The sequence below is a fragment of the Collinsella intestinalis genome (assembly GCF_902364775.2).
Lineage (GTDB): Bacteria > Actinomycetota > Coriobacteriia > Coriobacteriales > Coriobacteriaceae > Collinsella.
This window is the reverse complement of the sequence record NZ_CABJEU020000001.1, coordinates 1,217,052-1,232,179: the sequence shown is the minus strand read 5'-3', so window position 1 is coordinate 1,232,179 and position 15,128 is coordinate 1,217,052. Positions and strand designations below refer to the sequence as shown.

General features: G+C 66.3%; 7 protein-coding genes. All 7 read left to right on the top strand.

Features of this window, described 5'->3' with window-relative positions:
* Positions 1-112 precede the first annotated feature (112 nt).
* Positions 113-1,174, top strand: a complete 1,062-nt coding sequence (locus FY258_RS05370) for an FAD:protein FMN transferase (RefSeq protein WP_118103774.1) — start codon at positions 113-115, stop codon at positions 1,172-1,174.
* Between the two features lie 177 nt (positions 1,175-1,351).
* The gene (locus FY258_RS05365; RefSeq protein ID WP_039910428.1) at positions 1,352-1,648 is read left to right on the top strand and encodes a YerC/YecD family TrpR-related protein; all 297 of its coding nucleotides are present in this window, start codon (positions 1,352-1,354) and stop codon (positions 1,646-1,648) included.
* Positions 1,649-1,836: 188 nt separating this feature from the next.
* Complete coding sequence (locus FY258_RS05360; protein WP_259324453.1) at positions 1,837-4,839, top strand: PD-(D/E)XK nuclease family protein; 3,003 nt, start codon at positions 1,837-1,839, stop codon at positions 4,837-4,839.
* Positions 4,840-4,842: 3 nt separating this feature from the next.
* The gene (locus FY258_RS05355; RefSeq protein WP_118103769.1) at positions 4,843-8,412 is read left to right on the top strand and encodes a UvrD-helicase domain-containing protein; all 3,570 of its coding nucleotides are present in this window, start codon (positions 4,843-4,845) and stop codon (positions 8,410-8,412) included.
* Between the two features lie 256 nt (positions 8,413-8,668).
* The gene (dnaE, locus tag FY258_RS05350) at positions 8,669-12,472 is read left to right on the top strand and encodes a DNA polymerase III subunit alpha (RefSeq protein ID WP_118103767.1); all 3,804 of its coding nucleotides are present in this window, start codon (positions 8,669-8,671) and stop codon (positions 12,470-12,472) included.
* Between the two features lie 122 nt (positions 12,473-12,594).
* Positions 12,595-12,960 (top strand): desulfoferrodoxin family protein, encoded by a 366-nt coding sequence (locus FY258_RS05345; protein WP_006722223.1) that lies wholly within the window; start codon positions 12,595-12,597, stop codon positions 12,958-12,960.
* 159 nt (positions 12,961-13,119) lie between these two features.
* Positions 13,120-15,117, top strand: a complete 1,998-nt coding sequence (locus FY258_RS05340) for a hypothetical protein (RefSeq protein ID WP_118103765.1) — start codon at positions 13,120-13,122, stop codon at positions 15,115-15,117.
* The last annotated feature ends 11 nt before the right edge of the window (positions 15,118-15,128 follow it).

Here is a 15,128-nt window from a genome sequence, read left to right as displayed (position 1 = left end):
CGACTCGGCGCGCCGGGCGGGGGTATGATGGGCGAATCGGCGCCTGCGCCGGCTCGGCCACCTTATTCATTCTACCCATACCACGCATGGGCCATCAGGCGTGAGGAGCGACATGCAACGCTATGAATACGGCGACGCCCGGGAGGCCGTCGCGGAGCGCGGGGACGATGCCTCGCGCGTCATCTCGTTTTTCATCTTCAACACCGAGGTTCATTTCCATGCCTATGCGTCCGATGGGCAATCCGCCTCGGACCCGGCTGTGAGCCGGCGGCTCGACGTCGCCCTCGCCGCATGCAGGGACCGCTGTCTGTATTTCGAGCACCGTCTGTCGCGCACGAGGCCCGAGTCCGACATCAGTCGCGCCCATTCCTGCGCGCCCGCAGAAGTCGGCATCGCGCCCGAGACGGCCGACCTCATCCGCCGATCTCTGGGGTACTGCGACCGCAGCCGCGGGACCTTCGACGTCACGATGGGGACGGTGACGCGCCTGTGGGATTTCCACGAGGGCGTGGTCCCCAGCCCGTTGGCCCTGTCACGCGCGCTGCCGCACCTGGGGTGTTCCCACATCCACCTCGGCGGTACCGCCGCCGCGCCGACGTTGTCGATAGACGACCCCGAGACGGTGCTCGACCTAGGGGGTGTGGCAAAGGGCTATATCGCCGATGACCTGGCTGGCATTCTCCTGGATCACGACGTCGAGCGTTTTGTCATCAACCTGGGTGGCAATGTGCTCGTTCGAGGCGGAAGGCCCCGAGACGACGCGGCCCGCCCGCCCGTGCATGCCGGCGCCCCTTGGAAGATCGGCATCGTCAACCCGCGCGACCCGGCTCATTACCGCGCCATCGTCGATGTCTCGGACGGGTCGGTCGTGACGAGCGGCCTGCATGAGCGACGTTTCACGCGGGGAGGGCGGACGTACCACCATATCTTGAGTCCCAAGGACGGCATGCCCGCGCGCACCGACGTGGCGAGTGCGACCATCATCGCGCCCACGTCGATCGACTGCGACGGCTATTCGACTGCGGCGCTAATGTTGGGCATGGACGAGGGTCCGGCGTTCGTCGAGGGGATCGACGGCGTCGAGGGCGTGTTCATCGGCGATGCGGACGAGGTGCGTTGGACGTCGGGCATTGCCGACAGGCTCTCTTTGGTGCCCACGCTCCCGCGTTGGTAGGGTCCGACGCGCCCTTCGCCGACGGCGCGCCCCCGTCCGCCCGCATGGAGTGCTTTAGCGCGCTACTGTGATAAACTGTGCCAAGGTGGCGTGCGCGCTGCCATTTTTACGTTATGGATGCCCTCGGCGCATCGCCAGGGCGGTTGTGTGCCCAATGCGGCAAGGTTGGTGGTTCCGTTGAATATCGAGAAGATGTTCGAGCGTCCCGATGTGGACCAGCTCGTCGAGGCGTTTCAGCTCGTTGAGGGTCCCGATGAGATTCGCGCGTTCCTGACCGATCTGTGCACCCCGCGTGAGATCTGCGATTTCGCTCAGCGTCTGCAGGTCGCCCGGTATCTGGATGAGGGCGAGCCCTATGTCGAGGTCCAGGCCCGTACCGGCGCCTCCTCAACCACGGTGAGCCGCGTCTCCAAGTCGCTCAACGGCGAGTATGGCGGCTACCGCAAGGTGCTTGTCAAGTTTGGCGATCAGTAGCGCGGGCCAGCACGGTCAGACGATTCCGCCCCTCGCGGCCATAAGGTTGCGGGGGGCGGTTTCTCTTGCGTGTCGGGAGGGCGCCCGCACCTTGGCGCGATTGTGCGGAAGCGTGCCCTTCGGAGCGCGATGGTGTCCGCGCGGGCGTGTAGGATAGGGCTATGCAACTTCTACCGAGGATGGGGAGCATGGGGCTGAAAGTCTATACGACGCAATCCGTGACGGCACTCACGGGTGCCGAGATATCGCTGCTCGAGGATGCCGCACGCGCGTGCGGCCGCGCCACGCTGTTGGTGCCCTCGTTCGCCGAGCGCGACGTGTGCCGTCGCGCCTTGGCGGACGCGCGCGTCGGCACGGGCGTCGACGTGACAACGCCCGGGGCTTGGATCGAGGGGTTGTGGGAGCTCTTCGGCGATGGCCGTCGCGTGGTGTCTCCGCTCGAGCGCCGCATGCTCGTCTCGGCTCTCATGGGCCGGCGAGATGCCGGCCAGATCGCCCCGCTGCGTGATAACCCGGGAACGACGCGCCTCATCTCCCAGATCGCCGAGGCCCTGCTGCCCGAGATCGCCGCCTCCTCCGTGCTGGGGAGGGGGGAGGTCGAGCCCGGCGGCGAATCTGAGCGGGTGGTGTTTTGCCTGGTGCGCGCTTATGCCGATATGCTTGCCGCGCGCGGCCTCGTCGAGGCTTCGGAGGCTGCGTCCATCTTGGCGGGCCTTGTCGGGGATAGTGCCCCTGCGTGCGCGCGCTTCGTCGCCGTGCGCGATGTTCCCCGTCTGCCCGGCTACGTGATGCGCCTTTTGAGGGCCGTCGCCGGTGCGGGCGAGGTCGCCTTGCTCCTCAATCCCGACCAGCGTTCGCTCGCATCGGAGCTCGACGCCTCCGTCGAGACGGTCGGGCTCGATGACGGCCGCCCCACGTCGCGCTTCCAGGGGGACCCCGAGTTCCTCGAGGTCGCAGGCCCGCATGCCCGCGGCGCCGCCTATGCGCGCGCCCTTGCCGATCTCGTGGGGGATGGGCGCGATGTGGTGGTGGCCGCCGCCCGCCCCTCCGAGGTGTTCGAGGAGGTCTCGCCCCGCCTGGCGGCTCGCGGAATCAGCTCGGAGTGCGCGTTGGTCGCCCGGTTCGGCCAGACCGCGGTCGGCCGTCAGTTCGCTGCCCTGTCCGATGTGGTCGCGCGCATGAAGGAGGCGGGGGAGGACCCCGAGCGCGCGGCGACGTGGTGGCCTGCGCCGGAGCTCGCCGATTGGCTTTACTCGCCGCTTTCCGGCATGGATTCCAATTCCGCCCGGATGTTCGACAAGAAGATCCGATCCAACCGATCCCTGACGCCCGAGGCGGTCCTGCGCACGTTGCAGAGTTATCAGAGCCAAACGACGACCAAGCGTCAGCGCTCCGACCAGTCCAAGCCCTATGCGCAGGTACCCGCTGTGTGCGCGAGCGTCGTCTCTTATTTGTGGCAGGAGCGTCCGGTCTCGGCCCTCAAGGCCATGTGCGCCGTCGCCACCGCCCTGCCCCCCAGCGCATTCGGTTGGAGGGACGGCTCGGTCCGCGCCGGAGTCGAGGTGTCCATGGCCGCCAAGGCCATCGAGACCCTGGCCGATGTCGCTCGCGAGTTGGACGTCCCGCAATCCGCCGCCGTCACGGTGTTGGATGGCCTGACCGTCTCCGCCCGCCGCCGCGCGGAGTCGACTGACTTTGCGCACACGGGCTACGAGGGCGATGCGGATATGCCCTGCGTGCGGTTCATGACGCTCGCCGAAGCGGCCTTGCTGCCCGCCGGTTCCGTGGACGCTGTCTTCGTCGCCGACGTGGATGTCGACAACTTCCCGCTTTCGCATGAGGAGGGCGCACTTGCGACCCTCGCCGCCAAGCTCGGAGCCGCGCCTATGGAGCTCGAGCCCGCCGCCCGCCTGCGCGACCTGTTCGACCGCGCGCTGGCGGCCGCACGTAGCCATGCAGTTCTGGCCCGTGTGACGCACGACCGTCAGGCCAAGGACCGCTACCCCGCAGCGATGTGGACGGAGCTCACCGCTGCCGTCCGCGCGGCGGGACGTGCCGTGACCGTGACCTCGGTGGGCGAGGGCGATATCGTGGCCGATCTCGACACCGCCGCCGGCATGGGCCTGAAGCGTCGGCGCGTGGCGTGCCTTCCCCCGCAGGAGCTGGGCGAGGACGCCATCCGCCACCTGGTGCTCTACCAGCGTGACCCAAACGACCCGTCGCGCCTCGTGCCGCGTCAGCTGTCTGCCTCCCAGATCGAGGGGTACGTGACCTGCCCTCTGTGCTGGTTCATGTCCTCACGAGTTCGCCCGCAGTCGCTTGATGCGGGATTCGGCAATATGGAGAAGGGCAATTTCGTCCACGACGTCATGCATCGCCTGCACACCGAGCTTACCGAGGAGGGTGTCCCCCGCGTCACGCCTGAGAATCTCGAGGCGTGCCTGGAAAAGCTCCGGGATGTGTTCGATTGTGTCTGTGCGGAGCACGCGCGCAACAAGACCTCGAGCTCCGCTGCGCTCGTCGCGCACTCGGCTCTCGAGCATGTGCAGGTGGACGAGATCTTGCCGCAGCTCGAGGCGGTGGTCCGTTACGAGGCGGGGGCGTTGGCGCCCTTCGCGCCCGCATACCTCGAGTACTCCTTCAACGGCCTCGGGGTCGAGTACGCCGGGCGTCCGCTCGGTGGGCGCATCGACCGCGTGGACGTCGACGCGGAGGGCCGCGCGATGGTCATCGACTATAAGCACCGCATGGATGTCAACGCCTTCAGGCTGGCGGACCCAACGGTCGCCAAGCGTGACGGCACCGTCCCCGCCGATGACCCCGACTGGCTGCCCGAGCACACGCAGTCGCTCATCTATGCCCAAGCGTTGCGCCATTCCGAGCTCGCGCTCGATGCCCGCGGTGCCCTCTATTTCTCGACCAAGGGCGGCGCTCCCGCCATGCGCGGCGCCGTTTCGGAGGAGTTCGTCGAGGTCGAGTCTGGTGACGGGCGCGTGCCGGGCTTGCGGACGGGCTTCCCCGACGCCGAGCACGGAGGCACCATGGGCTTCGACGAGTTGCTCGATCGAGTCGAGCAGACCATCGCGCGCAAGTTGGACGCCCTCGAGGCGGGCGACGTCTCGGCGGCGGAGAAGCCGGGTGCGCGGTGCGCATTCAACCATGATCTTGGATTCGAGCGGAGGGACGCATAACCAATGGACCTTTCCACCCTCATGCCGCAGCAGCGCGATATTGTGACGACTCTCGACCGACCGCTTTTCGTCTCGGCGGGTGCCGGTTCCGGCAAGACCTTCACCCTGACGCGCAGGATCTTGTGGGCGCTCTCGCCCGAGTCCGGCCCCTTCATCCACAACCTCGACCAGGTGCTGGCCATCACGTTCACCAAAGACGCCGCCGCCGAGATTCGCGAGCGCGTCCGCGGGGCCCTCATCGAGGAGGGCATGGGCGACATCGCCCTGCAGGTCGACGACGCGTGGATCTCGACGATCCACGGTATGTGCTCGCGCATCCTGCGCGCCCATGCGCTCGAGCTCGGCATCGACCCCGAATTCACCGTTTTGGACGAGTCCGTCTCCGGCCCGCTTATGGACCGGGCGGTCGATGCCGTGATTGCGCGGGAGCGCGGCGGCTTGCGCGAGCTGCAGGAGTGGTACGCGCTGTCCGGTGAGTTGGACCCGAGCGGCTTCGAGGCGGGTACGAGCGCCAAGCGCCTGGTGCGCACCCTGCTCGAGCGCGCGAGCGCCTCGCGTCACGGCTTCGACGACATACACCTCATCCGCGGTTCGGTGGATTTCTCGGGCCTCATGGACGCCTACCGCCAATGTCTCGGCGCGAGCGCCAAGGCAGCCGAGACCGCGCGCATCGCGTTGGATGCCCTCGAAGCCTATGGAAGCGGTCCGCAGACGCGCGGGGACCTCGCGGCGTGCATGCTCGCCTGCGGCATGCCCCGTCCGAGCAAGGCGTTTCCCAAGGAGCAGGTGGCTCTGCTCAAGGCAGAGGCCGCCGACGCCTTCATCAACGCCTATCTGGCTCTCGGAGGCTCCGCCCTCGACGAGTTGCTCGGCCTTGCCCGCGCCGTCGGCGACGAGTACGCCGCGCTCAAGGCGGAACGCTCGGCGCTCGATAACAACGACCTGCTCCGCCTCACCTATGAGGCATTGCGCGATCACCCCCGCATCCGCGATGCGTATGCGGGCAAATTCGCGATGGTCATGATCGACGAGTTCCAAGACACCGACCAGCAACAGGTCGACCTCATCAACTTCCTGACGGGCGAGGGCGGTCGCGCGCTGTGCACCGTGGGCGATGCCCAGCAGTCTATCTATCGCTTCCGCGGCGCCGAAGTCGAGGTGTTCCGCCGCGCCCAGCGTCGCATCGAGCAGGGGGCCGCTGCGGGTTCCAAGGGGTCCGTGGTCAAGCTCGTCAAGAACTTCCGCAGCCACGCAGAGGTGCTCGAGTACGTCGCCCGCGTCTTCGACGACGCGCAGGGCGGTATCATGCCCGGCTTCCTCAACCTGCTCCCGCACGATGGGCGCGCAGACGGCCTGCGGGTCGCGGGCGCCTCGCGTCGTCAGGCCCTGCTTGTTGCGGGTGGCACCACCGAGGAGCGCACGGCGGCCAAGGCCGAGGCCATCGCCAAGCGGTTTCGCGCCCTCGCCGATGCCGGTCAACCCGCAGGCGGCATGGTCCTGCTGCTGGGCGGCATGACCCGCGCAGGCGTCTATGCGGACGCCATCCGCGCACAGGGCCTCGACTGCGTGATCAGCGGCGGTTCGGTGTTCGCTTCCACGGAGGAGGCCAAGACCGTCCGCGCGCTCGTGCACATGCTCGGCAACCTCGCCGACACCGCCCAGGGCCTGGCCCCCGTGCTCGCCTCTCCGCTGTTCGCCCTGGGTGTCCAGGAATTCCTTGCGCTGGCAACGGCATGGGATGCGCAGACCGGCGAGACTCGCCGTCGCAATATCGAGCTCGGCATCCTGTTCGATGACGACGCCCCGGGCTTCGGCGATCTTCCGCTGCTCGTCCGCGCCCGCACGGTCCTGCGCCGCGCCCTCTCGCGTCTGGGGAAGGATCCGCTCGCTTCGATCGTGCGCGACGTGGTCAACGAGTCCGGCTGGATGGTCCGTCTCGCCGAGCGCGGGGCGGAGGGTCGCGCACAGGCGGCGAACGTCCTCAAGGCCATCGACGCGGTCGCGGAGGCCGAGGCGGAGCTGGGCAATGCACCGCGTCAGGTGGCGCTCGCCTACGACCGCTTCCTGACGGGCAAGCAGGCGCCGGGAGCCCTCAACGAGGAGGGCGGCAATGCGGTCCGTATCATGACGGTGCATGCGTCCAAGGGCCTCGAGTTCCCCGTGGTCGCGGTGTCCGAGTGCTTTGGCATCCGCTCCAATTCCGCGCGCATGCAGTCGGTGCGCCGCGACGACGGCACGCTCGACCTCGTCGCGCTGCCTGGCCGTTTCCCGAGCTGTCGCGACTCGCATGGGTCGCTGATAGAGGGCGCCGAGGTTGAGAAGCAGTTCAAGAAGTACCTGAGCGGCTCGGGTGCCACGGGTCCCTGGCTCGACGCGAGCCTGGTCGATGACGTGTGCGCGACCGGGTCGGCCGCCGAGGCATGGTTGTCCATGCGCGACGAGGAGGACCGCCTCGCACTCGAGGAGCGCGCTCGCCTCCTGTACGTCGCCATGACGCGCGCCCGCGAGGTCTGCCTGCTCGCGATGGACGCCCCTGTCGGCCGCGGTAAGGGGTCGGCCCTCACGCTCAAGCCCGAGCTGGACCTCACGCCCACCGTGCTCGAACGCATCCTGCCCGACGCCGGCGCCTCCCTCGCGTGCGATCGCCTCGTGTTCGACAACGCCCAAGCGGGCGATTTCGAGCTGATCGCCCTTAGGGACTTCTCGTATGGCGGCGCCGCATATGAGGCGAATACCGAGCTCACCGACGCGGATGCCCCGGTTGCGGATGCCCCGGCTGCGGATGCCCCGGCTGCGGATGTCCCCGTGCCCGAACCGATGGACTCCTTCACGCTCGTGGAGCCCGCGAACGTGTACATGCGCGTCGTGCCCGCCGAACGCGGCCTTCGCGATTCCTACAGCTACTCGTCGGTCTCGGCGGAGCTGCACGAGGAGGCCGAGGACCATCCCGAGCCTGCGGAGGTCCCTATTGCGGAGGCGGCGGGGGAGGCCGCGGTGTCGGATGGGGTCGAGGCGCCGCGCGATGAGCGGGCCGTTCCGTCGCACGGGGGAGACCCGACGGCGCTCGGCAGCGCCTTCCATGCCGCTTGCCAGTGGCTGATCGAGCTCGACCGTGCCGATTTGCCCGTCGAGCGTGCCGACGCCCTATGTCGCTACTGGGGCTGCACGGCCGCCCAGCGCGAGCGTTTCGATGAGGCGGTTGCGCGTTGGCTTTCCAGCGACGTGCGCGCCGAGGCCCTGGCCTGGCCGTGCGTCCGCGCCGAGGTGCCGTTCTACTCCCTCGGCATGGATGGACTTGTGGAGCGCTTCGGGCCTTATGCCGAGGGCGCCATCGACTTGCTGTGCACCGATCCCGCCCGTCCCGGTCGTGCCCTGCTGATCGACTACAAGACCGGTGGGAGCCCGCTCGAGACGCCCGAGCAGCTGCAGGAGAAGCACGCCCTTCAGGCGAGCGTCTACGCCGACGTCTTGCACAAGGCCGGGTACGAGCGGGTGACGCTCAAGTTCGTCCGCGTCGAAGTCCCCGACCCCGCCGATCCCGTGCAGCCCCAGGTCGTCACGTACGAGCTGTAGCCGGCTTCATGCGGTCGCTCGTGGCTGGGCGCAATTCCCTTGGGCGCGGCTCTGCACAACCGAACACACTGTGTGCCTTCGACGAGCCGGGGGCGCACATGCGTTCTGTCCGCGCACTCGGTTAGAATCGATACCGTTCGAAAGGACCCCGTCCCGACGTACATCTCAAACCTCAATTTAGGGACTGTCCCCAAATTGAGGTTTGAGCCGGCACGGGATTGCGTATTCTCAGCACATCAGTTAGGAGCCATAGCGGATGGCATTCGTTCACCTACACAACCACACCGTCTACTCCATGTTGGACGGCGCGACGCGCATCAAGGACATGGTGTCGCGCGCCGTCGAGCTGGGCATGCCGGCCGTGGCCATCACCGACCACGGCTACATGTACGGCGTTCCCGAGCTCGGCCTGGCCTGCGACGCCGTGAACCATGGCACGCCCGAGTACAAGGTCTGGAGCCACGACAAGTCCTTCTTGGAGAAGGGCCGCCGCGATGAGCTCGAGTGCCCCGATCAAGAGTCCGATCCGCGCGGTTACGAGCAGCACATGAAGGACCTCGCGATGTGGGACGAGAAGGGCAACATCGACGAGCTCAAGCCGCCGCTGGTCATCAAGCCCATCTTCGGCTGCGAGGTGTATTTCACCCCCGATGAGACCCTCGCGCGCGACCGCAAGCCCGAGCTCTACCACATGGTGCTCTTCGCCCAAAACGAGAAGGGCTACGTCAACCTCATGCAGACGGTCTCCGAGGCCGCCGTGCAGGGCTTTTACTACAAGCCGCGCGTGACGCTGGACAACTTGCGCCGTCATCGCGAGGGCCTCATCGCCAGCTCCGCGTGTATCGCCGGCATCATCCCCAAGTGCATCGACCGCGGTGAGATGGCGACCGCCATCGAGTGGGCTGAGACCTTCCGCGACACGTTCGAGCCGGGCAACTTCTACATCGAGATCCAGGAGCACGGCATCACGACCGACTCCGGCATCACCGACGAGGAGCTTTCCCGTACCCTCATTCAAATTGCCGAGCAGGTGGGTGTCAAGGTCATCGCAACCAACGACTTCCACTACCTCACGCGCGAGGACGCGCCGGTCCAGGACGTCGTCATGTGCATCGGCACGAACTCGAAGATCGACGACCCGAACCGCATTCGCATGGAGGGTTCGGAGTTCTACATGAAGACCGAGGAGGAGATGCGGGCCCTGTTCCCGTATTGCCCCGAGGCCTGCGACAACACCCTCGAGATCGCCGAGAAGTGCAACGTCGAGCTCGACTGGGACAGCATCATCCTGCCGAACTACCCCCTGCTCGACCCGGGCGAGACCCATGAGAGCCAGTTCCGTCGCGAGTGCGAGGAGGGCCTCGCCAAGCGCTACGGCGACGATTGGGACGGGCGCGAGATCGGCGGCGTCGACATCCGCGAGCGCTTCGAGTTCGAGTACAAGGTCATCTGCGACAAGGGCTTCGCCGCGTACTTCCTCATCGTCGCCGAGTACGTCCGCTGGGCCAAGCAAAACGGCATCGGCGTCGGTCCGGGCCGTGGTTCGGCTGCGGGCGCCCTGGTCGCCTACGCCATGGACATCACCACCTTCGACCCGCTATCGAACGGCCTCATGTTCGAGAGGTTCCTCTCTCCCGAACGTACCGAGATGCCCGATATCGATATGGACTTCGACGATGAGCGGCGCCTCGAGGTCATCGAGCATGTTCGACAGCTCTATGGCCCCGAGAAGGTCACCCACGTCATCACCTACTCCACCATCAAGGCCAAGCAGGCCATCAACGACGCTGCCCGCGTGTTGGACTATCCCGTCTACATGGGCCAGCGCCTGTCCAAGATGGTCTCCGCCGACCCGGGCGTGAAGCTCAAGCAGGTGCTCGAGAAGCAGCCGGGCAAGGAGGACCTGTACAACCCCGATTTCGTCGAGGCATATCAAAAGGACGAGGATGCCCGCCGCATCATCGACACGGCGCTGTCCATCGAGGGCCTCACGCGTGGCGAGGGCGTGCACGCCTGCGCCGTTCTGATCTGCCGCGATGCGGTCAACGAACATGTGCCCACCAAGCTCGATACCAAGGGCGGCGTCGAGATCACCCAGTACGAAGGCCACACGGTCGCCGACATGGGCCTGCTCAAGATGGACTTCCTGGGCCTGCGCACCCTCACGGTCATCTCCAAGGCCAAGGCCAACATCAAGAAGAGCTTCGGCATCGATATCGACGTCGATGCCATCCCCTTCGACGACCCCAAGATCTTCGAGCTCATGAGCTCCGGCCGTACCGCCGGCGTGTTCCAGGTCGAGTCCGCCGGCATGACGGCCACGATCAAGAACATGAAGCCCACCGAGTACAAGCACGTCGTCGCTCTGATCGCTCTCTACCGCCCGGGCCCCTTGGGCGCCGGCATGGTCACGAGCTACATCAACCGCATGAATGGCAAGGAGCCCGCGGTCTCCTACGACCCGCGCCTCGACGGCATCCTGGGCGAGACCTACGGCACCATGGTCTACCAGGAGCAGGTTATGCTCATCTCGGTCGAGATGTGCGGCTTCTCCAAGGGCGAGTCGGACTCGCGCATCCGCAAGCCCGTGGCCAAGAAGAAGATCAAGATGCTCACCGACCAGGTCTTCAAGTGGTCTGACGGCGAGGATGAGACGATCTACGACCACTGGATGAACGGAGCGGAGAAGAACGGCTATAAGCGCTCGGTCGCCCAGAAGATCTGGGACGACGTTCTCGAGTTCGCATCCTACGCGTTCAACAAGTCCCACTCCGCCGGCTATGCGATCCTGGTCATGCAGACCGCCTGGCTCAAGGCCCATTATCCCAACGAGTACATGGCGGCCGTGCTTACCTCCTACACGGGCAAGACCGACAAGATCGTGCACTACGTCTCCGCTTGCCGTCACGACGGCATCGCCGTCCTGCCCCCGGATATCAACGAGTCCGGCACCGAGTTCACGGCGACCCCGGAGGGCGTGCGTTTCGGCCTGGCCGGCATCCGCGGCGTGGGCGAGGGCGTTACCCAGGCGATCATCGAGGAGCGCGAGAAGGGCGGCCCGTTCAAGAACCTGCACGACTTCGTCGAGCGTGTGGATTCGAGCCAGGCCAACCGTCGCGTCATCGAGGCGCTCATCAAGGGCGGGGCCTTCGACTCGACGGGTTATCCGCGTCGTCAGCTTATGCACTTCGTCGATCGCGACAATCCCGAGAACATCATCGATGCCGCGGTGAAGCGCCAAAAGGACCGCGCCGCCGGCCAGACGTCGCTCTTCGACGTGTTCGGCGATGTCGAGGGCTCCGGTTTCGAGGTCATCGTCCCCGAGCCCGACGGGCAGGAGTGGGATCGACATATGAAGCTCTCCTTCGAGAAGGAGGTGCTGGGCATCTACGTCTCCGATCACCCCCTGCGCCCGTATGAGTACGCACTCGCCAAGGCCCGTGAGTTCACGCTGTCCCAGATCGACACCGGCTTCGAGACCATGGGTCCCACCGGTAACGCGGTGAACCAGGAGATTCCCGAGGGCAAGCCCTATTGGTGGGCCGGCATGGTTTCGGGCGTCGGCAAGCGCGTCACCAAGAACGGCGACCCCATGGCCATCGTGCAGCTCGAGGACATGGAAGGCGAGGCGACGGTCGTCGTGTTCCCCAAGACGTACAAGCAGTGCGAGGGCTACCTGTACGGCGAGGTCGACCCCGAGACGGGCGCGCAGCTCTCCGATGCCTTCATCCGTGTCAAGGGCAAGCTCGAGCGTTCCGACCGCGGCGACCAGATCATCGCCCAGGAAATCGAGCCGCTCGTGCTGAGCGAGGAGAGCAATCGCCCCAAGGTCTTCGAGATTATGGTCCCGAGCTCGCGCTTCTCTCAGTCCAACATGGCGCGTTTGGCGACGGTCCTGAACACCAACCCCGGTGGTGACCGCGTGGAGCTGTTCATCGAGCAGGCGGATGGTCAGACCATGCGTGCCGAGATCCCCACACGCGTCAACGCCCGCTCGATTCCATTGATCGCCGAGGTCAAGGGCATTGTGGGCAATAAGGGTCGCGTGACGGTGATCTAGCCTCGCCGGCCCGAGGTCGGGGAATGTGCGCCGTGGGCGCGCGTCTCGTGCAAGACGCGCGTCCATTCGGGCATACTAGGAAATAGTTGCATCTGCAGCGAAGTCTGAAAGGATTGATACATATGGCTACGTTTTTCAAGAATGACGAGACGGGCAAGTTCCTCGCCGCTGTCGACGCCGACATGTTCGCCCCGGCCGGCTACACCGAGGTTGCCGCCAACTCCGTCGACGCCGCCGTCGAGAAGCACGTTCCCGTCGTCGAGCTCCAGCGCGAGGGCCACGTCCTGAACGTTACCGTGGGCGAGGTCGAGCATCCCATGGAGGACGCGCACTACATCGAGTGGATCGCCCTCGAGGCCGCCGGCCGCCTGGAGATCCATTACCTTAAGCCCGGCCAGGCCCCGACCACGTTCTTCGCGGGCGGCGTCAAGACCGGCATCGTCTACGCCTACTGCAACCTCCATGGCCTGTGGAAGGCGGAGTTCTAAGATTCCGCCAAGGGCCGTGTGGCCCGTGCCTTGTGGTGCGAACGTATCTACGCGGGTGGCGAGGGGCGTAACGGCTCCTCGCCACCCGTTATTTGCATCATCTCCCGACGTGACGGCTGTCGCATGGTGCAATGTGAGCAAGAAAGGTTGACCCCACCGATGAGAATCGCCCTGGCCCAGATCGGCGCCCGCCTTGGAGATTTCGACGGCATCTGCTCTCGAGTCGAGCAGCAGGTGTACCTGGCACAAGATGCCGGGGCCGACCTTTTGTGCGTACCCGCGCCCCTGATGTGCGGTGTCACGCCGGGGGCACTGGTCGACTACCCGAACTATGAACATGACCTGCTGAGGGCCCTCGATCGGCTCGCGGCGGTCTGCGATGCGGCCGGTGTGGCGTGCATCGTCCCCGCCGTGCTCTCCTTGGAGGTTGGCCAGCTGTTCGAGGCGTTTTTGCTGCGTCGCGGACGTGTGGTGCCGCTGCGTCTGACCATGATCCGGCATCAGGAGGGCGTTCCCGTCTCACCGTGGTCACCGCCGGTGTTCGACATCGCGGGCACACGCATCGCGGTGACGTTCGACGCCCAACGCGATCTTGCGTCCCTTCCCGGTGGTTGCGACCTGCTGCTGCATTTCCCCGTCAACGGTCTGGATGTGACGGATTGCGATTCTGCGGCGGCCGCCTCGCTTCCTGCGGGTCAGATGACGGAGCGGGTCGCGCGTGCCGGGATTTGGATGGCGTGCATGGCCCCCATCGGCGGTTATGACGATGCAGTCTATACGGGTGGTTCCTATGTGCTGGACGACGGGGGACGTGTCGTGGCCCTTGCACCGTGTTTCGAGGAGTCCCTGCTGGTACAGGATGTGGTGCGCGGGGTGCCCTGCGAGGCGGTTGAGGATCGCAAGATCCCGCGCTTCGATCGCGGCACCTGGATGTGGAACGGCCTGCGCTTGCATCTGCGGGATTCGGTCGCAGCGCAGTGCGCCGGGCGCGTGCTCGTCGCCTTGGACGGTGGCCTGGCGAGTAGCCTGCTTGCATGTCTGGCCGTCGATGCCCTGGGGTCTCGGTCCGTCATCGCGCTACATGTCGAGCATGATGGGGCACCCGATGGTACCGCCCAGGAGTTCCATGCCTTGCGCTCCCGCCTTGCGAGGGAGGTGGCCTCTCATCTTCATATTCGCATGGTCGAGCGCGTCGCCCCCGATATTCGCCCGTTGTTGGATGGCGATGAGCCCGGCAACCCCGGCATCTCCGTCCCAAGCTCACAGGCGCGCGTCGACGCTCTGATGATGGAGGATGTCGCCCAAATCGAGCATGCGATGCCACTCAGCGCCCTCACCAAGACCGATTACGCGTTGCGCCCGCGGGTCGGCGCGCGCGCGAATGTGGCGACGCTCGCGCCCTTCGGCGATGTGTACCTGACGTCGTTGGAGTGGCTTGCCCGCGCGCGGAATCGCACTTCAGCGGTCCTTCCCGAGGAGCTGCTCGGTCTCAACGCCGTCGCTGGCGATATGGCCACCGTCCTGCGGGATGCGGTGTGTCAGCTTGGCGCCGACGGCGATATCGCCGATCGAGCGCTGTCTTCGCTGCTCACGCTCGACCCCTCTCAGATCGACGGTGCGCTCGAGGCGCATGTCGACCGCAATGCCGTTCTGGACGATCTGCCGCTGTTCGCAAGCGATCCGGAGTCGGCGGCCCTCATCCTGATGATCGTCCGGTCGGGAGAGGCGTCGCGGCGCCTTCTGCCGTCGTGCCCGATCGTGTCGTCCCGCTCATTTGTGGAGCGCGCCTGGCCGTCGATGCTCGGCTGGTCGGACATGGGCAGGCATGGGCAGGAGCGGCTTCGTGCGGCAGATTTGGCGGATGCGGAGTTCCATCGCCTCGAGAAGCGCGGTGCCGCTCGCGCCGAACGTGCCCGGGGCGAGATCATGGACATGCTGGCCGACCTGCTCGGCATCACGCCGGAACAACGACGCGAGCTCATGGGCGAGGAAGGGCTCGAGCGCATGGGCGAGCAGCTCAAGGATGCCGAGCAGTCCGTCCGGGAGGCGCTGGGGCGGATGGCCTCCGAGGGGCTTGGGCCCGAGGCGTTCGGGCTTGGGTCGCAAGACGGTGACGCCGGCGCTTACGGGCGCGCGGGCTTCTTCTCCCTGAACTAAAATCGCTTCTC

Coding starts and splice junctions, on each gene's coding strand:
- dnaE (WP_118103767.1), top strand. CDS start 8,669: ATGGCATTCGTTCACCTACACAACCACACCGTCTACTCCATGTTGGAC.
- FY258_RS05360 (WP_259324453.1), top strand. CDS start 1,837: ATGGGGCTGAAAGTCTATACGACGCAATCCGTGACGGCACTCACGGGT.
- FY258_RS05355 (WP_118103769.1), top strand. CDS start 4,843: ATGGACCTTTCCACCCTCATGCCGCAGCAGCGCGATATTGTGACGACT.
- FY258_RS05340 (WP_118103765.1), top strand. CDS start 13,120: ATGAGAATCGCCCTGGCCCAGATCGGCGCCCGCCTTGGAGATTTCGAC.
- FY258_RS05370 (WP_118103774.1), top strand. CDS start 113: ATGCAACGCTATGAATACGGCGACGCCCGGGAGGCCGTCGCGGAGCGC.
- FY258_RS05345 (WP_006722223.1), top strand. CDS start 12,595: ATGGCTACGTTTTTCAAGAATGACGAGACGGGCAAGTTCCTCGCCGCT.